This is a genomic window from Brevibacillus brevis NBRC 100599 (assembly GCF_000010165.1).
GTDB lineage: Bacteria > Bacillota > Bacilli > Brevibacillales > Brevibacillaceae > Brevibacillus > Brevibacillus brevis_D.
In genome coordinates this window covers 1,086,035-1,105,000 of the sequence record NC_012491.1, presented here as the reverse complement: position 1 = coordinate 1,105,000, position 18,966 = coordinate 1,086,035, and the positions used below count along the sequence as shown (strand labels likewise).

General features: G+C 48.0%; 22 protein-coding genes and 1 riboswitch (1 of these 23 running past the window's edge). Of the genes, 8 read left to right on the top strand and 14 right to left on the bottom strand.

Annotated elements, in window-relative coordinates; genetic code table 11:
- On the bottom strand, nt 1-305 hold the 5' end (the start) of the coding sequence (locus BBR47_RS05655) for a hypothetical protein (protein ID WP_012684799.1). 556 nt of this gene lie to the left of the window's left edge; the window shows 305 of its 861 coding nt (coding positions 1-305); its start codon is at nt 303-305; its stop codon lies beyond the left edge, outside the window.
- Nucleotides 306-422: 117 nt separating this feature from the next.
- Between BBR47_RS05655 and BBR47_RS05650 the strand changes: the two genes are divergently transcribed.
- Nucleotides 423-797 carry a YgzB family protein gene (locus BBR47_RS05650; RefSeq protein WP_012684798.1) on the top strand — a complete coding sequence of 125 codons (375 nt, stop codon included), beginning with the start codon at nt 423-425 and terminating at the stop codon, nt 795-797.
- 93 nt (nt 798-890) lie between these two features.
- On the opposite strand, the gene BBR47_RS05645 is transcribed toward BBR47_RS05650, so the two are convergent.
- The 3 genes from BBR47_RS05645 to nth all read right to left on the bottom strand — a co-directional run bounded on the left by BBR47_RS05645 (nt 891) and on the right by nth (nt 4,169).
- Complete coding sequence (locus BBR47_RS05645; RefSeq protein ID WP_012684797.1) at nt 891-2,624, bottom strand: glycosyl hydrolase family 18 protein; 1,734 nt, start codon at nt 2,622-2,624, stop codon at nt 891-893.
- A 272-nt stretch (nt 2,625-2,896) separates the two neighbouring features.
- Nucleotides 2,897-3,331 (bottom strand): peroxide-responsive transcriptional repressor PerR, encoded by a 435-nt coding sequence (perR, locus tag BBR47_RS05640; RefSeq protein ID WP_012684796.1) that lies wholly within the window; start codon nt 3,329-3,331, stop codon nt 2,897-2,899.
- Between the two features lie 154 nt (nt 3,332-3,485).
- Nucleotides 3,486-4,169, bottom strand: a complete 684-nt coding sequence (gene nth / locus BBR47_RS05635) for an endonuclease III (RefSeq protein WP_012684795.1) — start codon at nt 4,167-4,169, stop codon at nt 3,486-3,488.
- Between the two features lie 118 nt (nt 4,170-4,287).
- Here nth and BBR47_RS05630 point away from each other — a divergent pair, with 118 nt between their 5' ends.
- On the top strand, nt 4,288-5,199 hold the full coding sequence (locus tag BBR47_RS05630; RefSeq protein ID WP_012684794.1) for a complex I NDUFA9 subunit family protein: 912 nt from the start codon (nt 4,288-4,290) through the stop codon (nt 5,197-5,199).
- A 39-nt stretch (nt 5,200-5,238) separates the two neighbouring features.
- Here the strand turns inward: BBR47_RS05630 and BBR47_RS05625 are convergent, their stop codons facing one another.
- The 4 genes from BBR47_RS05625 to bcp are packed head-to-tail and all read right to left on the bottom strand — an operon-like array spanning nt 5,239 to nt 8,142.
- The gene (locus tag BBR47_RS05625) at nt 5,239-5,787 is read right to left on the bottom strand and encodes a cob(I)yrinic acid a,c-diamide adenosyltransferase (RefSeq protein WP_007728750.1); all 549 of its coding nucleotides are present in this window, start codon (nt 5,785-5,787) and stop codon (nt 5,239-5,241) included.
- 25 nt (nt 5,788-5,812) lie between these two features.
- Nucleotides 5,813-6,574: a class I SAM-dependent methyltransferase gene (locus BBR47_RS05620; RefSeq protein ID WP_012684793.1), complete on the bottom strand. Its 762-nt coding sequence runs from the start codon at nt 6,572-6,574 to the stop codon at nt 5,813-5,815.
- A gap of 9 nt (nt 6,575-6,583) precedes the next feature.
- On the bottom strand, nt 6,584-7,636 hold the full coding sequence (locus BBR47_RS05615) for a M42 family metallopeptidase (RefSeq protein WP_012684792.1): 1,053 nt from the start codon (nt 7,634-7,636) through the stop codon (nt 6,584-6,586).
- 35 nt (nt 7,637-7,671) lie between these two features.
- Nucleotides 7,672-8,142 (bottom strand): thioredoxin-dependent thiol peroxidase, encoded by a 471-nt coding sequence (bcp, locus tag BBR47_RS05610; protein ID WP_012684791.1) that lies wholly within the window; start codon nt 8,140-8,142, stop codon nt 7,672-7,674.
- A 156-nt stretch (nt 8,143-8,298) separates the two neighbouring features.
- Between bcp and BBR47_RS05605 the strand changes: the two genes are divergently transcribed.
- Together BBR47_RS05605 and BBR47_RS05600 are read left to right on the top strand one after the other, a co-directional pair.
- Nucleotides 8,299-8,916, top strand: coding sequence for a winged helix-turn-helix domain-containing protein (locus BBR47_RS05605; RefSeq protein WP_012684790.1), 618 nt, complete (start codon nt 8,299-8,301; stop codon nt 8,914-8,916).
- Between the two features lie 63 nt (nt 8,917-8,979).
- Nucleotides 8,980-9,618, top strand: coding sequence for an HAD family hydrolase (locus BBR47_RS05600; RefSeq protein WP_012684789.1), 639 nt, complete (start codon nt 8,980-8,982; stop codon nt 9,616-9,618).
- Between the two features lie 52 nt (nt 9,619-9,670).
- On the opposite strand, the gene proS is transcribed toward BBR47_RS05600, so the two are convergent.
- Nucleotides 9,671-11,137 carry a proline--tRNA ligase gene (gene proS, locus BBR47_RS05595; RefSeq protein WP_012684788.1) on the bottom strand — a complete coding sequence of 489 codons (1,467 nt, stop codon included), beginning with the start codon at nt 11,135-11,137 and terminating at the stop codon, nt 9,671-9,673.
- A 313-nt stretch (nt 11,138-11,450) separates the two neighbouring features.
- Complete coding sequence (locus tag BBR47_RS05590) at nt 11,451-12,062, bottom strand: ECF transporter S component (protein WP_012684787.1); 612 nt, start codon at nt 12,060-12,062, stop codon at nt 11,451-11,453.
- Between the two features lie 233 nt (nt 12,063-12,295).
- Nucleotides 12,296-12,451, bottom strand: a riboswitch (FMN riboswitch).
- Nucleotides 12,452-12,589: 138 nt separating this feature from the next.
- Here BBR47_RS05590 and BBR47_RS31480 point away from each other — a divergent pair.
- Entirely contained in the window at nt 12,590-12,685 is a 96-nt protein-coding gene (locus BBR47_RS31480) for a putative holin-like toxin (RefSeq protein WP_012684786.1), read from the top strand.
- A 180-nt stretch (nt 12,686-12,865) separates the two neighbouring features.
- Here the strand turns inward: BBR47_RS31480 and BBR47_RS05585 are convergent, their stop codons facing one another.
- The 4 genes from BBR47_RS05585 to BBR47_RS05570 form a co-directional block, all read right to left on the bottom strand.
- Entirely contained in the window at nt 12,866-13,663 is a 798-nt protein-coding gene (locus BBR47_RS05585) for an ABC transporter permease (protein WP_041749273.1), read from the bottom strand.
- 3 nt (nt 13,664-13,666) lie between these two features.
- Entirely contained in the window at nt 13,667-14,461 is a 795-nt protein-coding gene (locus BBR47_RS05580) for an ABC transporter permease (protein WP_012684784.1), read from the bottom strand.
- Nucleotides 14,454-15,464: an ABC transporter ATP-binding protein gene (locus BBR47_RS05575; protein ID WP_012684783.1), complete on the bottom strand. Its 1,011-nt coding sequence runs from the start codon at nt 15,462-15,464 to the stop codon at nt 14,454-14,456. The genes BBR47_RS05580 and BBR47_RS05575 overlap by 8 nt, the downstream gene beginning before the upstream one ends.
- Nucleotides 15,465-15,553: 89 nt before the next feature.
- A complete protein-coding gene (locus tag BBR47_RS05570) occupies nt 15,554-16,396 on the bottom strand; it encodes a protein phosphatase 2C domain-containing protein (RefSeq protein ID WP_041749786.1) in 843 nt (280 codons plus the stop codon).
- A 150-nt stretch (nt 16,397-16,546) separates the two neighbouring features.
- On the opposite strand from BBR47_RS05570, the gene BBR47_RS05565 reads away from it, so the two are divergent.
- The 3 genes from BBR47_RS05565 to BBR47_RS05560 all read left to right on the top strand — a co-directional run bounded on the left by BBR47_RS05565 (nt 16,547) and on the right by BBR47_RS05560 (nt 18,957).
- Nucleotides 16,547-17,833 (top strand): glutamate-1-semialdehyde 2,1-aminomutase, encoded by a 1,287-nt coding sequence (locus tag BBR47_RS05565; protein ID WP_012684781.1) that lies wholly within the window; start codon nt 16,547-16,549, stop codon nt 17,831-17,833.
- A gap of 79 nt (nt 17,834-17,912) precedes the next feature.
- A complete protein-coding gene (locus BBR47_RS31170) occupies nt 17,913-18,053 on the top strand; it encodes a hypothetical protein (RefSeq protein WP_012684780.1) in 141 nt (46 codons plus the stop codon).
- Nucleotides 18,054-18,276: 223 nt separating this feature from the next.
- Nucleotides 18,277-18,957, top strand: a complete 681-nt coding sequence (locus BBR47_RS05560; protein WP_012684779.1) for a zinc metallopeptidase — start codon at nt 18,277-18,279, stop codon at nt 18,955-18,957.
- The last annotated feature ends 9 nt before the right edge of the window (nt 18,958-18,966 follow it).

Here is an 18,966-nt window from a genome sequence, read left to right as displayed (position 1 = left end):
TGTTTCATATAATGCTCATTGTCCCAAACAATTTCTGCCCTTCGAAGCATCTCGGCAAGTCGTTCATCCAAACCGCAAATGGCTCCCTTCTCCAGTTGCCACGTGCTGATTTGCTGCTCGATGATCACTTGTTCCTGAAATAGCATGCGACGGATTTTACCATCTGCTTGGGGCTCATTTACTACGACGAAATAAAAGATTCCCTCGCGAAATGGGACTAGCATATCCGAATCATTTAAAACAAGCACCGCTTGCACATCCAAGCGCTGCTGGAGATTTTCCAGATACGTCTGCCTTAAAGTCATGCCCTGTTCCTCCCTGCCCCCTGGGTTGAACTTATGGATTCTACAAGTCTTGTCGGTTTCCTGCTTGTCAACAGACAAATCCTTTGTATGCTATACTATAGGGTAGGAGGAATGATCATGAAAAATACAGAACGCCTGAGCAAGATCAAACGCATGCGCACATGGGGCAACTGGAGCATGGTAATCGGCATTTTGCTGATGTATACAGGGTACGCATTTTTTGCAGGTTATTTGGACTTTATTCCTTTACTTGGAAACCTCTTAAAAGGCTCTTACATTTTTATGACGCTGCTTTTGATCATCGGGTTCATTCTGACAATGGGCAGTACAGTCTTGTTTATGATTTCCGGGATGGTCTCCACTTCAGCTCCACAGGTGCAATGCCCTTCATGCCAAAAAGTCACGAAGATGTTGGGAAAAGAAGACGCCTGTATGTTCTGTGGACAACCTTTACGCCTAGAAGACGGACATCCTCAGCAAAACCAGACATAATATGATTCCTTTCAACTATACGTAAAAAGCCACCTGCCAATTCCCCAGCATTCGGGGTGCAGGTGGCTTTCTTTCGTGAAAGCTGTCTGTCTTTTATTTCAGAGTCTCGTCAATTGCTTGCCAGATCTCCGGCACCTCAAAACCTCTCCGCCAAGAAGCCACACCCGCCAAGTCATACTTATTAACGATCTCCATACGCTTCTTCATTGACGTCACATCTTCTATCCACATTTTATAGACATTGCCATCATTCGGGTCTTTATACTCCACGTAATGTTGACCTGAAGCTTCATCCATAACTGGCGTCAGCTTGCGTTCGTTGATCCATTCCTGCGCTTTCGTCATGGAATAAGCTTTGGAACTCACCTTCACGGTTCCATCGGCCTGCTTCGCTTCCGTCCATAAGCGTGTGTAAAACGGCACACCCAGCAACAGTTTTTCGTTAGGGACTTCTTCCAGCACTCCTTGCAAGCCCCGCTCCACCCATGGCAATGATGCGACGGAACCAGCTTTCGGACTCGCTGCCCAATGCTCATCATACGTCATCACCGCAACATAATCGACGACTTCGGCCAAAGCCTTCCGATCCAGGAACATGGACCATTGCTTCGCGTTTGACTTGATCGTCACATCTATGGTTAGAGTCAGTCCTTGCTGATGGAGATACGGCGTCAGCTCGCGAACAAACTGTACGAGCTCCTCTTTCTCTTCTAAATACACGTTTTCAAAATCGATGTTGATGCCATCGAGATCGTATAGATGAGCGTAGTACAGAAGTTGGGCAATTAATTGATCTCGCTTGTCATAGCTACTGAGAACGGACTTGGTCCAATCTGGATTAAACCCGTTTGTAACAAGCCCCCAAACCTTGTAGCCTCTCTTATGGGCCCATTTGACGTATGCAGGGTCGGCCCTATTCAATAGTTTTCCTTCTGCATCCTTCATTTCAAACCAAGTAGGTGAAACTACATTTACCCCTGGTAATGCACCAATTTTTGAAACATCCGGATTTTTACTGACGACGTGCTCCCATACGAGGTTGATCTTTCCCTCAGGCTTCCAAGCAGCGTGTTGTTGTCCGGTAGCAGTCGTGTGCTCCAGCTGGACTTTGCGCACATCTGTCATTCCAATACTTTTCTCTGAAATGAACCCACCTACTCCAGAAGCCGTCAAAACGTGATACCAGTTTTCCTTTTTGCCAAGAACGTCGACAACCTCTCCCGCAGACAGCTCTGCTACAATCGGAGTTCGGTGAGAAGCACCAGTACGGACTGCTTGTTTTTCCTCCGCAGCGATTACTTTCGCTTGCTGAATTTCATAGCCCTCTTTTTCGACGACCAGAACACCCGTGTCTGCTTTTCGCTCAAAAGAATATGGATACAGCTTTTCCAAAGGATCTAAAGGGACATAGCGTGTGCCGTCGACCTCTTTCACCGGAACGAGTAAATCCACAGGTTTTTTGTTCAGATAAGCGACAACTTCTCCGCTCTCCATCCGAAGCACCTTATCCTTCGTCGTGACGATAACGGAACGTGTAGGTTCATCCCAAAAAATCGCTGGATCAATGTTTTCTTTAATGAAATCAAAGGGCAACAATATTTGCTCTGATTCTAATATATACGTAGACTCTTTCCGCGAGCCTTCGTATACAATCACATTTTTATCACCATCATACGGCTGCACATGCTCAGTTGAGGCACGGAGTACAAAAAACCAGTAAATGCTGCCAAAAATAGCCAACAAGAAAAAGCTTAACAAAAACAGCCTGCCAAAAGCCCTTCTTTTTCTTCGTCTTGGTCGCAGAGCTCTACCTGACTCCCTGCTCATAATCTCCACCTGCTTCCCGGTACATAAGCCTGTCTTCTGACTTGGGCTGTATGATTTGACTCATTATTTCGATCATAGCGTTGGTTCAATACATTCACAACCTTTTGTATTCTGGTAATTCACGGACAAGCTTCTACCAAAAAGAAGACGTACGAGAAGCCAAAAGGTTACAGATATCGACAGAAAGGGTTATGTCCTCCAAAAACAAACACCCCCTGCATCACCGGGATTATCCGATTCAAGCAGGAGGTGCTCATCCATCAAATACATTCTTAGTGGGGATTCTTTTGACAGGAATCACAAACGCCATAAACTTCCATACGATGTCCGGTTACTTTGAAGCCGATGTCCTTGGAAGCAGCTACTTCTGCATCCCGCAAATACGGAAAGTGGAAGTCACTGATTGCCCCACAGGTGGTACAGATCGCGTGATAATGATCTTCTTCCACATTGGCATCGAATCGGCTGGACGCATCCCCGTAAGTGAGCTCTGTAACCAATCCAGCATCTTTAAAGACTCGTAGATTGTTGTAAATCGTTGCAACGCTCATATTCGGGAATTTGCCTTCAAGGGCTTTATATATTTCGTCAGCCGTCGGGTGAGTCATCGTTTCCAGCAAATAGGTCAAAATTGCATGGCGCTGTGGTGTCATGCGAACCCCGGTATTCTTCAGGATTTCAACAGCTTTCTCCACACGTTGTACCATCTTGTTACACCCCACAGTCTTTCGCAAGACAAAAGAACAAGCTTCTCTAATGTCATTGATTAGAATTACTATAAATAAGTGTACGTCTAGTCGGCGAAAACTGTCAATATCCATTCATTCGATTTGAACAGAAAGAAGTGGAAAATCAAGTTTTTTACTTTGCTTTTGCAGGCTTTTTGGTTGCAGGTTTTTTGGCTTTTTTGGCTTCAGCCTGTGCAAACTTACACATGGATTGAAGTGTACAGCTACCGCACTGTGGATTGCGCGACGAACATACGCGTCTGCCGTGCCAGATTAGCCAATGATGGGCATCCGTCCACTTCTCTTTCGGAATGCGCTTCATAAGCTGCCGCTCCACTTCGTCCACATTGTCGCTATTCGCAAGGCCTAACCGGTTTCCTACGCGGAATACATGCGTATCCACCGCGATCGCAGGAATCCCGAATGCATTGGACAAAACGACATTTGCGGTCTTTCTCCCTACTCCCGGCAATGCTTCGAGCTCGGCATGCGTTTGTGGAACTTCGCTATTGTATTTTTCGTACAAGATTCTACAGGTCTCTAAAATGTTTTTACTCTTATTCTTATACAACCCGAGCCCTTTTATATGCTCTTCCATTTCTTCCTGTGTCAAATGAAGGTAATGCTCCGGCTGGTTTAGTTGCTGGAACATGGGTGCGGTAATCTCATTCACCCGTTTATCTGTACATTGGGCCGAAAGAATGGTCGCAATGAGAAGTTCAAACGGGGTTGTATAATTCAATTCACAGTGCGCATCCGGATAAAGCTGCTGTAAATTATCCAAAATGTCGGCCACAGGTACTTTGCGTTGTGCCATAAATATATCCCCCTTTTCCCTACATTATACCGCCTTGGTCAACACAGCGATCGATAGCACCGCAGACTGCAACTGTTGTACAATGAATCTGGAAGTATTTAACGGGAGGAGGTTTTCCATGAAAGTATTCCTGACTGGTGCCACAGGTTTTGTTGGACGGGGTATACTCGAGCGCTTGCAGGCAGAAGGATATGAGACGGTTTGCCTCACCAGAGCTGGTTCAACAGGTAAGCTTCCCTTCACCGAAACCGCCAATCCACATGTTACGGAAGCAACTGGCGATCTATTTGATAAAGAATCATTGATGAGAGCGATGCAAGGCTGCGATGCTGTCATCCACCTCGTTGGAATTATTCGCGAACAACCGGGGAAAGGCATTAGCTTTTCTCGTATCCATGTAGAAGGTACAAAAAATGTACTGGACGCCGCCAAGCAAGCTGGAATCAAGCGCATTGTCCATATGAGTGCTCTTGGTGCACGCAAAAACGCCACGAGCGCCTATCATCGAACCAAATACGAAGCAGAGCAGCTTGTGCAAACAAGCGGTATTCCATACGTCATTTTCCGTCCATCTGTTATTTTTGGCCCTGGGGATGAATTCGTGAACATGCTCGCCGATCTGGTCCGGTTACCTGTCACACCAGTCATTGGTGATGGCTCCTATCCTTTGCAGCCAGTTGCTCGCAAGACGGTGGCGGATGTATTCGTCCAAGCCTTGAGCAGACCGGAATCAACCAATCAAACCTACGAAACAGGTGGACCCGAACGGCTCTCCTACGGACAAATTCTCGATACGATTGGCGAGGCCATTGGAAAACGAAAGGTCAATAAAATCCACATCCCCCTCGCTCTCATGAAGCCAGTGGTAAATATGATGGAGAGATTTCCATTTTTCCCGATTACCAACACGCAGCTCACTATGCTGCTAGAAGGAAACGCATGTAAGGATGGAAAGCTTCTCTACGACACTTTTCATACAGAGAAAATCGATTTTCTGCCGGGAATCACCACTTACCTGCGTACCAAATAAAAAGCGGAAGCCCCCTGCTTGATCCCAGGGGGCTCTTGCCTATTCATGCAGTGTTTTTTCTACTGCACTTGTCTCTTTATTAATATGACGAGCCACAACGAACAGATAATCGGACAGACGGTTGAGGTATTTGACCACGGACGGGTTTACCTGCTCCTGCTGTGCCACATGAACAGCTTTGCGCTCTGCACGTCGGACGACCGTACGCGAAACATGGAAGGCAGCCGCAGCTGGATGTCCGCCAGGCAAAATAAAATTGGTGAGCGGCGGCAACTTTGCATCTAGCATGTCAATTTGCTCTTCCAGAAAAGTAACGTCCTCTTCTGCAATCGGCCAACCGACCTTCTTGCCTTCTGGCGTCGCAAGCTCAGCTCCTACATGGAACAGCTTTGTCTGAATGACATGGAACACATCCTGCAATTCCTTCCATTCTTCTGTCGCAGGCAACAGAGCCAGTGCCAATCCAATCTGCGAGTTGGCTTCATCGCAAGTACCGTATGCCTCTACACGGTCCGCAAACTTAGGCACGCGGACACCTGCAACCAGTGACGTCTCACCTTTATCCCCTGACTTTGTATAAATCTTCATTCCATATCCCCTCCACAGGTTCCGTTTACAAAGCTTCTGCGACCAGAATCAATTCTGAGCTATTTGCATCAAAAGGCGTCTTTGCAAAAGAACCGTATCGTTGTGTGACCTTCAAGCCGTTTAAACGAAGCAGATGATGGAGCTCCGCGGGGAAAATGTAGCGGAGGGTAAATCGGCCCCTCACCCTTTCCGTCACAACTCCCTGTGCATCCGTACGCTCGTATATGCGTGTCACTTCGGACAGTTGCTGAAAGTGGTCATAGCGGGTGTAATCCCACATCGCAACCTCTTCTCCTGACGGGAGTGGATAGGTGCCACGCAAGGACATTTTTTCATTTTCCTCGTAAAAATGATGGATCTTGGGTACAAACACGTTCATGATGAATTTCCCGCCTGGAGCCAGATGCTTGCGAATGCACGTTAATGCCTTCATTTGCTCTTGAACATGCAAAAGGTGCAAAAACGACCGAAAAGGAATCATAATCAGTGAAAATGACTCCTGCAGATCAAAGGCGCGCATATCCCCTTGCAATAGCTTTAAGCCGGATGTCACACCTTGTTCCTCAGCCTTTACCTGAGCCCTTGCCAGCATATCCTGGGATAGGTCAATTCCGGTAACGTCGATGCCAGCCTGCGCCATCGGAATGCTGATTCTTCCGGTGCCGCAAGCGAGATCCAGCACTTTGCCGCCTGCCAGCTTGGCTTGCTCCAGATAGAACTCAACATCACCCGTAACACCGCGTTGCGTGAGGTCATAGTAGTCAGCCCATTGATACATATTGCTCATCTGGTCCTCCTATGCTTGCATTTCTTTCGATTGAAGGTAGGCCATCACGAGCTTTGCCGTGTTGTCGAGCGCTTCTTTATGTGTACGTTCATGGGAGTGAGAAGCATCTACTCCCGGTCCAATCAAGCCATGGACAACGTCATATCCGGCTCTCAGCGCAGCACTTGCGTCAGAACCATAGTAAGGATAAATGTCCACTTGGTAGTTCAGACCGTTCTCTTGTGCGAGCTTGGTCAGATGACTGCGCAATCCGTAGTGGTAAGGTCCTGTGGAATCCTTCGCACATATGGACACGCAATACTCATCTGTCGTCTGACCGTCCCCAATTGCTCCCATGTCAACAGCCAGGTACTCCACCACGTTGTCAGGGATGCTGGAGTTGCCACCGTAGCCGATCTCTTCGTTATTGCTGATAAAAAAGTGCGTGGTGTAAGGCAGCTTCAAGCCGGATTCACTCAGTTCTTTCAGAACCCCCAGCAGCACAGCTACGCTTGCTTTGTCGTCAATATGGCGGGACTTGATAAAGCCGCTATCCGTTACCGTCACTCGCGGATCAAAGGAGACGAAATCTCCGACGGAAATTCCAAGCGCAAGGACTTGCTCTTTGTTTGTAACCTTTTCATCCAGTCGAACTTCCATGTTCGCCTCATTGCGCTCTGCTTTCCCCGCTTCTGAGCTGTATACATGCACGGAAGCTTTGGTGGACAAAATGGTACCGGTTACAAGACGGCCGCTGCTAGTCTCTACAACGCAGTGCTCTCCTTCAATCGCATTGAATGCAAAGCCGCCGATCAAGGTCAGCTTCAAGCACCCGTTGCTCTTTATTTCCTTTACCATCGCGCCCAGCGTATCGACGTGAGCGGTCAAGAGTCTTGCCTTTTCGTTATTGGCCCCCGTTACTGTTGCAACAATTGCCCCTTTGTTTGTCCGTTTATAAGAAACGCCAAGCTTTTCTAACTCTTGTGCAACCCAAGCCATTACTTTTTCCGTATTGCCGGATGGACTTGGGATGTTCGCCAATTGGCAAAAGCTTTGTACAACATATTCCGTGGATACACTCATTTGTATTCCTCCATTCGCTCATTGCGAAATAAACGTTAGGATTGAAGCTCTTCCTTTATAAATTGAAGCACTTCCTGCACATGTCCTTTGACCTTTACTTTTGGCCATACCTTTGCGATGTTGCCTTCTTTGTCGATGACGAACGTGGTGCGTTCTATACCCATGTACTCTCGTCCGTACATTTTCTTCAACACCCACACACCATAAGCCTCAGCCACTTGATGATCCGGATCGGCCAAAAGTGGAAAAGGTAATTCGTGCTTCGCGATAAATTTATCATGCGATTTCACAGAATCCGGACTGATTCCGAGAACAACTGTATTCAGCTCAGCAAAGCCCGAATGGAAGTCACGGAAATCACATGCTTCTGTGGTACATGTCGGCGTTTGGTCCTTCGGATAAAAATAGAGTACTACATTTTGACCATAAAATTGGGAAAGTGAGAGGGTCTGATTGTCGCTCGCCTGCAAAGTAAATGCAGGTGCAGCTTGTCCTACTGCCGTCAAACTTTTCCCTCCTCTCGATAATATCCTGTTTTTGCTGGTCCCATTTTACCACAATCTAGTAGTGACTTCATCCGCATACAAGTTGCGCTTTGATTCAGAAAAGGATAGAATAAAAAAAAATAAAATTTGGCCTAGTCAGTTGGATGGTGAATTCGCATGAAAGAGTTTTATGAAGTAACAGATCCAGAAGCGCTAAAATCGCTTGCTATAGCGGAACGGGTTAAAATTTTGGAACTCTTTGAAGATTTGGAGCCCAGAACGGCCAAACAAATCGCTACAGAACTAGGCGAAAATGCTGCACGGCTACATTACCATGTGAAGGAGCTCGTGCGTGTTGGGCTGCTCGAGCAAGTGGATACCCGGGTAAAAGGCTCCATTGTGGAGAAATATTATGAGCCTGTTGCCAAGGTCATTCAGGTCAAGCTCCAATTGATGATCGAAGAAAACGCTCAACAATTAAGTGATGTCATGTTCACTCCGTTTCGTACTACGGAAAAAGACCTCATGCGAACTCTCAATCGCTTCGTCGCAAGCGACCAAGATGTTAGGAAAGAGTATAAAAATACGTTCGCTTATAATTTGACTGAATTTTATTTGAGTCAAGATGAACGTAATCAATTTGTCGAAGACATCTCTGAGCTGTTGCAAAAGTACAAAGGGTTCAAAAAGGAATCTGGTCGTCGAAAATTCAAGTTTTTTGACACCCTGTTCCCATTGACTCCAGCTGACCCAACAGATGATTCAGATGATCCTTTTGATGATTCGGATGAGTAAGTCACCAGGAAAACCATCAGATACGATGGTTTTCTTTTATTTTCTAATCAAAGGAGGACTCCCATGCGGACAATCTTGTTTGATTTCGACGGCACAGTCGCCGATACTCTCCCCTTGATCTTCACCGCTTTTCGCTCTACCTTTCAGCAGTTTTTACAAGAGCATTATACCGACGAGCAGATTGTAGCTCTCTTTGGCCCCACAGAGACAGGCATTTTGCAAAACAAGCTGCCCTCCCATGTGCATGACAACGCCCTCGCTCATTTTTATCGTGTATACACAGATGAACACTCTCGTATACAAAACCCGGAAAATATCCGAAACATGCTCGATGAACTACACACAGCCGGTATCCAAATGGGGATCGTGACAGGTAAAGGCCGCAAAAGCGCTGATATCTCCCTCCGAGAATGGGGATTAGACAAGTATTTTTCCGTCGTAATCACAGGCGATGAGGTCACTGATCCGAAGCCACACCCAGAGGGGATTTTTACCGCTATGAAACAACTAGGCGCTACACCGGAGGACACCATTTTTGTAGGTGACAGTGATGCCGATGTGTTGGCTGGTCGTGCCGCTGGTTTGCAAACAGTCGGTGTGGATTGGCTTTTGGTTACACAAAAGTCGGGAAAATTCGCTCCCGAGCCTGACTACCACTTTACGGATGTTCGAGCTTTTACTGATTGGATACTCGGACGCTAGATGAAAAAAGGGTGTGCCCTGCCGCCAAAGCGTGGACACACCCTTTGTTTGATTAATACGCCCTGCCGAACCAGACACTATGCTGTGACTCTTTGCCGCAGCAAATGCAGGCTTTCTTTTGTACAGGAGGCTCAAACGGGATGTTGCGGGAGGTGAACTTCGTTTCTTCCTTGATCTTCGATTCACAAGCATCATCCCCACACCAGCCAGCTAACACCCATCCACTCGTTTTGTTTTCGCTCTCGTTTTTGGCAATATGAGCGGATAGCTGCTCCAGTGTATCGATCCCCAAATGGGAGTTCTCATCCCGGAAGGCTAGTGCTTTTTGGAACATATTTTGCTGAATCTCTTCCAACAGTTGAACAACTGTTTGCGCGATACCTTCAAGAGAAACCGTCACCTTCTCCCCTGTATCTCGTCGAGCCAAAATTACTTGACCATTTTCCACGTCACGCGGACCGAGCTCCAGACGCAGAGGAACCCCGCGCATTTCCCATTCATTGAACTTCCAGCCTGGCGTTTCTTCGCGAAGATCAGCACGGACACGCACACCTGCGGCCTTGATCTCGTCAAAGAGTGGATCAAACGCCTCCATGACTTTCTCGCGCAGCTTCATCGGACCGACTGGGATCATAATCACTTGTGTCGGAGCCATGCGAGGTGGCAACACGAGACCGCGGTCATCGCCATGCACCATGATCATCGAACCAATCAGTCGCGTAGAGGTGCCCCATGAAGTGGTGTGAACGTACTTGAACTGATTGTCACGATCCAAGAACTTAATTTCAAAGCCGCGCGCGAATTTATCGCCCAAATAGTGCGAAGTGCCTGCTTGCACTGCTTTGCCATCCTTCATCATCGCTTCAATGGAATACGTGTCGACAGCACCAGCAAAGCGTTCACTTGGTGTTTTTTGTCCCTTCCAAACCGGAATGGCCAGCTCCTGCTCGACGACCTCTCGGTAAATCTCTAGCATTTGCATCGTTTCCTGACGAGCTTCCTCCTCTGTCGCATGTGCCGTGTGGCCTTCCTGCCAAAGAAATTCTGATGTCCGCAAGAACGGCATCGTCCGCTTCTCCCAGCGAAACACGTTTGCCCACTGGTTGATTAATACAGGCAGGTCACGGTAGCTCTGAATCCATTGGCTATACATATGTCCGATGATCGTCTCGGAGGTTGGACGTAGCGCGAGCTTTTCCTCTAGCGGCTCGCCCCCAGCCTCTGTTACCCAAGGCAGCTCGGGATTGAAGCCCTCGATATGCTCTTTTTCTTTTTGAAAGAAAGACTCGGGGATCAGCATCGGGAAATAGGCATTGCGATGCCCTGTCTCCTTGAAGCGCTTATTCATCGCCTCTTGAATTCGCTCCCATAGCTCGAAGCCATCTGGCTTGAACACGATGCAGCCGCGTACCGGTGTGTAGTCCATCAAATCCGCCTTTTTGATGGCATCAATGTACCAACGCGAAAAATCCTCCGATTGCGGTGTAATTTCTTTTACAAACGCTTTGTCCTCTTTCATCCGTCTACGCTCCTTTTTGTTCTTACGTAAAATGCAAAAAATCCCCCATCCCAAAAAGGGACGGAGGATTAACTTCCGCGGTACCACCCTGATTGACTACAGCAGACGCCATAGCCCTCTCAATAACCCGATAACGGTGGGCATCCGGCTCAGTTCTTCACCAGCGGCTTCAGGATGGGGTGCAGTTATCCTTTACGTATCAGCCTTCCAGACTAGGGCCGACTCTCTGTCACGTGGGTATAGCTGCGGGTCCTTTCATAGCCTTTTATGACTTTCTATTAAGTAAACATATTAGCGAGTCATGTCGTGGTTGTCAATTGTTGGTTCGCGCAGCGATTCTGGAGCCGAGCTTCACGTAGATCGGATATGCAACCACTGAAATCATAACACCTTTGAAAAGATTGAATGGTACGATTCCGTACAGAACCAATGACCAGATACTTGTCGCATTGAACATGGACAAGAGCTGTTCAATCGGCATTTGATATAGCACAGCGTACGCAGGCAACAGCACATAAGCATTCGCTACAGCCATGACTATCGTCATCAAAATCGTCCCTAGAGCCAGACCAGTCAGGAAGCCCTTTTTGCCTTGGCCGAGACGCTGCATGTAGACAGCCGCAAAAATAAAGCTTGATCCTGCTACCACATTTGCGAGCTCACCGATCAACAGACCGTCTGTATTTTTGAAGAGCATATGCAGTGTATTTTTCAGTACCTCGATAATAACGCCAGCTACAGGTCCGTACATGAGCCCCCCGATCAATGCCGGGAGTGTACTGAAGTCGAGCTTCAAAAAGCTTGGCATCAGCGGAACAGGAACCTCGAGATACTGCAGAATAAATGCAACCGCCGCCAGCATGGGAATCGTCACCAGCTTTTGGGTTGCACGTGTGCGCGAAGAATGCAGCGCTGTTTCTTTCATGTTTACCATCTCCTCATTGTTCTACTCCTTCTTGAGGAATGGCAACAGTCGTTGTAAGCTCACACGTCTTGTTACACAAACAGAATAAACCCTGTGGCTAAAAGTTCCACAGGGCATTTGCAAGCGTATGACAAACCATGTGCAAATAAAAGGTACAAGAAACCAGAGGGCTGGCCTCTACGTTCTCATCCCGTTTGCACAGGCAAACAAGCACGTGTGATAAACGTACTGTCGTCATCCTTCTCCCATCCAGACTGTACTGTCGGCTCTGGAATCACACCAGATCCTGCACTCCGTCGCTACCTATCAGCTCGGGAGGCTCGCGGGCTTAACATGCATAAAGCATGATCACCGCCGGTCGGGAATTTCACCCTGCCCCGAAGGAATGTGTAGTTGTATACAGCATATTATACTGCTGTTTTTTGATTTGACAATAGAGGAAACTGCCAGCTCGACACTTCTTGTTTATTTTTCCGATGAGTTTAATGTGAATAAGGCTCATCCCCATTTGAAAGGGGGTGAGGCCTGTGGTAACGAACGAAACACTCGGACTGCTTTTCCAGTTTGGGTTGTTCCTGGTCGCTTTAATCGGCTTGGTTGTTACCTTGACCAAAAAGAAATAGACCGCCCTTGAGTTGACAGCTCTGCGGTCTATTTCACACCAAGAATTGAGCCGCCCCCCTATGCGGGAAGCGCCTATTGTATCGATCGTTCCGATTGCAGCCGGGACGGTCGTTTTTTACTTTATGCTTCTATATCTCGTTACATCTAATATTACAACATCGATTTCGGATTATAAATCATCAAGAACCAGCTCCCCGATATTTCGTAACACCCCAGTTCCAAACAAGAATCCCAATCCCGAAGAAAATAACAGCAACTACCGGCGTCATTGCCGCATACGTATACCAGACTTCCTTGCGTAAAAAGTAAGCCGCTGGATAAACACCCACGAAGGCAAACGGCAGCACGTAGGTGAGCACAAAGCGAATAGCCTTGTTGTACACATCTACCGGATAGCGCCCATATTGCTGGATGTTGTAAATCATCGGGGCAATCCCTGTTCGCGAGTCGGAAAAGAAGCTAACCGCAGCAATCGCAGTATACACGCCACCGTAAATCAGTGCCCCACTGATCGAGAGCCCGATAAAGATGAACACGTCGTACCAGTAAAACGACAAATCCAGTTGAATGGCAGCGTACCCCATGATGATGATTCCGGTTATGACGCCAAAAATGCGGTCAGGCGCAATCGACTCGAGGCACACCTGCGCCAGATTGTGAATCGGTCTCGTCAGGATGCGATCCATCTCGCCACGGATGATATACCGTTCATTGAAGTCCCAAAAACCGAAGAACATCGAGAACAATGCGTATGGAACCAAAAAGAAACCATAGATAAAGATAATCTCGTCACGCGTCCAATCCCCCATCAGCGGAACATGGGTGAACACAACAACAATAAAGACGAGATTGATCAACTCAGAAACCAGATTGGACACAAAATCTCCGAGAAAATCCGTTCGATAGGCAAGTCTCGTCTTGAAATACTGGCTTAGGTAGTCGGCAAAAATACTAAAAATATGTCTCATGTTTTGCATGCTCTACCCTCCCTGCACAACCAGCTTGTTGCGGGCAAGACGCCACATCACCAAGATGGGGACCAGTATGACAAACATCCAGATGAACTGAAAACCGATCAATTCCCAAGAGCGTTCCGTTGAAATCGCACCTGTGAAGATCAGGCTCGGATAGTAGTTGACCGCCTGGAATGGAAGATAGCCCATTACCGTTTGCGCCCAACCGGGGAAAAAGCTGATCGGCAGCACGAGACCAGACATCAGATCCACCACGACCCGCTTGGCGCGCATCATGCCATCGTTTCGGAACAGGAAGAAAGTCAACAAGCCTGTCACCAAATTGATTTGTGTATTGATCAAAAACGCACACATCAAGCTCAGCAAATAAAGCCCCCATCCGGTCGCTGTAGCCGGGAAACTGAACGGAATGATCAGGCTGATAAGAAAGATTCCTGGACCCGCGAAAAAGAGAAAGCGAAAGATCCCTTCCCCAAACGCCTGCGCCGTTTTCACGGACAAGTAATTATAAGGGCGTATCATTTCGATCGCGACCTTGCCTTCTCGGACGTCCTGGGCTATTTCTGTATCGATGTTGTTAAAATAGAACGCCCGCGACATCCAAGCAATCGCAACGTAGGAAGTCATCTGTTCCACCGTAAGCCCGCCCAACTGCTGCTGGCCTCCGTAGATCGCTCCCCATAAAAAGTAGTACGCACCGATGTTGATCGCGTAGATAATGATCCCGCTGTAATAGTTCACACGATAGGCAAGCATCGTCAAAAACCTCATGCGGATAAGTTCCATATAAAGCTTACGCATGGCTGGCTACCTCTTGGTCAGAGGAATAAATGTTGCGAACGATATCCTCTGTGCTCGTCTCCTCGATTTTCACGTCACTGACTTCAAACGATGACATGACCGTCGACAAAACAAAGGGCAGCATTTCCTGACTTCGCGCTACTTTTACATTGAGGGTAAAATCATTGATTTGCTCGATCTCACAAGGCATCTCTCCCAATGCCTGACGGAGTGCGGCTGTGGAAGTGCGCTTTTTCATTTGGAAGGACACCTCAGTGCCATTGCCCCATTTTTCCTTGAGGTCATTCAGCAAGCCATCGAAGATCAGCTTCCCTTTGTCCATGACAAGCACACGTTTACAGAGAGCTTCGATGTCTGACATATCGTGAGTCGTCAACAAAATCGTCATATTTTCCGTCTCGTTCAGATTGCGGAGAAACTCACGGATTTTTTGCTTAACGAGCACATCGAGTCCAACTGTCGGTTCATCGAGAAACAGCAGACGTGGCTTATGAATCAGCGAAGCAGCCACTTCACAGCGCATCCGCTGTCCGAGACTCAGCTTGCGCACTGGCTGACTGACGAACGGAGTAATTTCCAGCTCCTCAATCAAACGCTCCAGCCACTTTTCTCCTTCTGCTTCGTCAACCTTATAAACGCTTTTCAATAGACGGAAGGACTCTAGTGGAGATAGGTCCCACCAAAGCTGAGAGCGCTGCCCGAAAACAACTCCGATAGAACGAACATACTCTTCCCGCTGCTTGAAAGGCACGAAGCCGTTAATGACGATTTCGCCATCGCTCGGAGTTAAGATACCGGTCAGCATCTTGATCGTGGTCGATTTCCCAGCACCATTTTCCCCAATCAGCGCGAACATTTCCCCTTCCTCTACTGTAAAGGAAAGGTCATCCACTGCTTTTACCGTCTTGTACTCCCGACTGAACAAATCACGAAAAGCACCACCAAGGCCCGGTCTGGACTGATGGATGCGGAAATCCTTTTGTAAATGATTTACTTGAATCATGGAAAACCGTCCTTTTTTCTTCGCTTAAATACCATTTGTAGTGTATATGAGCTAATCGAATTGTGCAAAAGGCAAACTGCACCAAACTGTTAATGAAGATAAAGGATCATGCCCGTTTTGTCGTCAGACTTTTTGAAGCGAATATAGTGGATGCATTCGGGATCGTAGTTTTCTAGAGAAATGAGCTCGTCTGTATAACGTTGCAGCCCTTTATGTACGATCGGCAGCACAGTTTCTTCCCACTCCGGCTGTGCTCCCCCTAAAGCTCTCGGCATGAACAGACCGTCCGTTGCCAGCACCAACGCCTTCACGCCAACCCGATTTATGCGTCCATACTCGATAAAATCCCGACAGGCAACATCGCCATTCAACACACCGTAGCCCCCTGGTCCATTCGCCTGATAGCGGTTATGGATCAGGATGCCCATACATCGTTCGTACAGCTCTGTTCGGGTACAAAATCCTTCGTTAATCCCTTCTTCCCACTTCGCCAAGGCCACCTGTTCCAAATGGCTGACTTGCGTATGCGTCAGGGGTCTTACCATGTCATCATCATAAACGGCAAATATCATGCAATCTCCCAACTGCGCGTACTCGATTTGGGCATCTTTTACACGGACGACTGCACAGGCCGCTCCCCACAATGCTTCCTTTTTCTCAAGATCGATGCCGCTTTGCCTCATCTGCTCCCGGAGTGCTTCGTTTATCATCTCCATATAATCGTGCAAAACTGCATCCTCAGGGATTGCTTCCAGCTGCTTTTTTACAAGCTCAGCCGCGATAGCTCCGCCTGTCTGTCCTGCTGCGTTCTCATACGGGATCAGCGACGTAATGCCATCGATGACCGCATACACATGCTTGACCTGCTGAATCACATAGGCGTCCTCATTGCTTTTGCCGCTTCCTTTCATGGAGATGCACTCAAGTTTCATGATGCTCCCGCCTTTACCCATGGAGTGATTTGCTTGAAAATTGTATCATTTTTCCTTTCCTTCATCTATAGCTCTCCGTTCATATCCAGTTGTTGAACTGCTGTGGTAAGATAATGAAGGACTTTTTCCAAAAGAAAAGAGGGAACATGCATGAAACGTGAACGATCCGCGCAACTGCACGAGCAAGCACTCGACGTCATTCTAGGCGGGGTAAACAGCCCTTCCCGCTCTTTCAAGGCTGTAGGCGGGGGAGCACCCGTAACGATGGAACGTGCCCAGGGCGCGTATTTCTGGGACGTGGACGGCAATCGATATATTGACTATTTAGCAGCATATGGCCCCATCATTACTGGCCATGCACATCCACATGTGACCAACGCGATTTGCGAGGCGGCTACCAACGGGACCCTTTACGGTACGCCTACTCCATGGGAAATTACCTTTGCAAACATGATCCGCGAAGCAATTCCTTCGATGGAGCGCATTCGCTTCAACAACTCCGGTACAGAAGCAGTCATGACCTGCATTCGTGTAGCACGTGCTTATACCGGACGTGTCAAAATCATCAAATTCGCAGGCTGCTACCACGGCCACTCTGACTTGGTGCTCGTTGCTGCCGGCTCCGGGCCATCTACCTTGGGGATTCCGGACAGTGCAGGTATACCACAAAGCATTGCCAGCGAAGTCATTACGGTACCTTTTAATAATATCGAGGCTTTCGCAGAAGCTATGAGCAAATGGGGAAGCGAAACGGCTTGCGTCCTCGTTGAGCCGATTGTCGGCAACTTCGGTATCGTGGCACCTGAGCCTGGCTTCTTGGAAGAGGTTAACCGCATCACGCATGAAGCGGGCGCACTTGTCGTCTACGATGAAGTGATTACAGCCTTCCGCTTCTGCTATGGCGGCGCACAAAACCTCCTGGGAGTTGAGCCTGATCTGACTGCATTGGGCAAAATTATCGGCGGTGGTCTGCCAATCGGTGCTTACGGCGGTCGTCGGGAAATCATGGAGCAGGTCGCCCCACTCGGACCTGCGTATCAAGCAGGAACAATGGCTGGTAACCCTGCTTCCATCCGTGCGGGAATTGCCTGCCTGGAGGTATTGAAACAGCCGAGCGTGTACGATGAATTCGAAAGACTGGGCGCCAGGCTTGCGAACGGAATCATCGAAGCGGCAAACAAACACGGCGTAACCATCCAGCTCAATCGTGTAAAAGGGGCATTGGCTGTTTACTTTACGGACGAGCCTGTTCATGATTACGATGCAGCTCAGAAAGCGAATGGGGAAGTATTTGCTCGCTTCTTCCAGCTGATGCTGAACGAAGGTGTATGCCTGGCACCATCCAAATATGAAGCTTGGTTCGTGACGACAGCTCATACAGAAGAAGACATTCAATTCACCATCGCCGCTGTAGACCGCGCCTTTTCTCAGCTGTAAACCATTCCCACGTCCTTTCGCATCCATCCGTGGAAATAATAAGCCTGTTCGCGATTATGTTTTCGAGGAGGATATTTCGGTGTCCAAAGGTGAAAAATCATATCCGCAGGCTCCTGAAAAGACGTTGGATTCTAAAATGAGCAGTAAAATGCTCGAAGTGAAGGGCTTTCAAACCCCGCGAAAAACCGAGCATCATAAAACCCAAAATCACGACAGATAAGTATCAAAACAGACACATTCCCAATCATACTGACGAGGAATGTGTCTGTTTTTTTGGCATGCGGCAACATTGTCAATAATGGTCAGAGAATGTACAATAAATTAGTGAAACTGCCATAGGACTTATTCGTATACATGAATATGGGACAGAATGTAGTAGTAAGGTTACATGTATGGCTTAGCAACATTCGTTTTCATAGATTACAACGAGGAGTGAGTGTGGAATGTTTTTCCATCCTATGGATTTCCTGATTCTGATTGCATTCGGACTGTCGCTCTGGGCACAGTTCCGTGTGAAAGGAACTTTTAACAAATTCGCCGAAGTTCCTACCTCCTCCGGTCTAACCGGTGCAGAGGCCGCCCGCCGCATGCTCGATGCCAACGGCTTGACGAACGTTCCTGTTCAACACATCCCAGGTACATTGACCGACCACTACGACCCGACTGACCGTGTCGTACGCCTGTCTGATCCTGTATACTTCGGCAACTCGATTGCCTCTCTGTCCGTTGCTTGTCACGAGGTCGGCCATGCGATTCAGCACAAGGTCTCGTACCCGATGCTGGTAGCTCGCCATCGCATTTTCCCAGTAGTCAACCTGGTGTCCGGTGTGGCGCCATTGCTGCTGTTGGCTGGTTTCTTCTTTAAAATGGCTGGCCTCTTGTTGATCGGGATTATCTTCTTCTCCGGAGCAGTTGCCTTCCAGCTCGTCACACTGCCTGTCGAGTTTAACGCAAGTAGCCGTGCAAAAGACCTGATGATCAGAATGGGCTTCATCCGCAATGAAGAAGAACGTGGCGCAAGCAAAGTACTGGGTGCAGCCGCTCTGACGTACGTAGCTGCCGCTCTAATCTCTGTTCTGGAGTTGGCGAAGTACATCATGATTTTCCGAAGCTCTGACGACTAATCTGTCAAA

Bases quoted from the DNA above. Each gene is read 5' to 3' on its own strand.
- BBR47_RS05650 (WP_012684798.1), top strand. From the start codon at position 423: ATGAAAAATACAGAACGCCTGAGCAAGATCAAACGCATGCGCACATGG.
- BBR47_RS05645 (WP_012684797.1), bottom strand. From the start codon at position 2,624: ATGAGCAGGGAGTCAGGTAGAGCTCTGCGACCAAGACGAAGAAAAAGA.
- perR (WP_012684796.1), bottom strand. From the start codon at position 3,331: ATGGTACAACGTGTGGAGAAAGCTGTTGAAATCCTGAAGAATACCGGG.
- nth (WP_012684795.1), bottom strand. From the start codon at position 4,169: ATGGCACAACGCAAAGTACCTGTGGCCGACATTTTGGATAATTTACAG.
- BBR47_RS05630 (WP_012684794.1), top strand. From the start codon at position 4,288: ATGAAAGTATTCCTGACTGGTGCCACAGGTTTTGTTGGACGGGGTATA.
- BBR47_RS05625 (WP_007728750.1), bottom strand. From the start codon at position 5,787: ATGAAGATTTATACAAAGTCAGGGGATAAAGGTGAGACGTCACTGGTT.
- BBR47_RS05620 (WP_012684793.1), bottom strand. From the start codon at position 6,574: ATGAGCAATATGTATCAATGGGCTGACTACTATGACCTCACGCAACGC.
- BBR47_RS05615 (WP_012684792.1), bottom strand. From the start codon at position 7,636: ATGAGTGTATCCACGGAATATGTTGTACAAAGCTTTTGCCAATTGGCG.
- BBR47_RS05605 (WP_012684790.1), top strand. From the start codon at position 8,299: ATGAAAGAGTTTTATGAAGTAACAGATCCAGAAGCGCTAAAATCGCTT.
- BBR47_RS05600 (WP_012684789.1), top strand. From the start codon at position 8,980: ATGCGGACAATCTTGTTTGATTTCGACGGCACAGTCGCCGATACTCTC.
- proS (WP_012684788.1), bottom strand. From the start codon at position 11,137: ATGAAAGAGGACAAAGCGTTTGTAAAAGAAATTACACCGCAATCGGAG.
- BBR47_RS05590 (WP_012684787.1), bottom strand. From the start codon at position 12,062: ATGAAAGAAACAGCGCTGCATTCTTCGCGCACACGTGCAACCCAAAAG.
- BBR47_RS05585 (WP_041749273.1), bottom strand. From the start codon at position 13,663: ATGCAAAACATGAGACATATTTTTAGTATTTTTGCCGACTACCTAAGC.
- BBR47_RS05580 (WP_012684784.1), bottom strand. From the start codon at position 14,461: ATGCGTAAGCTTTATATGGAACTTATCCGCATGAGGTTTTTGACGATG.
- BBR47_RS05575 (WP_012684783.1), bottom strand. From the start codon at position 15,464: ATGATTCAAGTAAATCATTTACAAAAGGATTTCCGCATCCATCAGTCC.
- BBR47_RS05570 (WP_041749786.1), bottom strand. From the start codon at position 16,396: ATGAAACTTGAGTGCATCTCCATGAAAGGAAGCGGCAAAAGCAATGAG.
- BBR47_RS05565 (WP_012684781.1), top strand. From the start codon at position 16,547: ATGAAACGTGAACGATCCGCGCAACTGCACGAGCAAGCACTCGACGTC.
- BBR47_RS05560 (WP_012684779.1), top strand. From the start codon at position 18,277: ATGTTTTTCCATCCTATGGATTTCCTGATTCTGATTGCATTCGGACTG.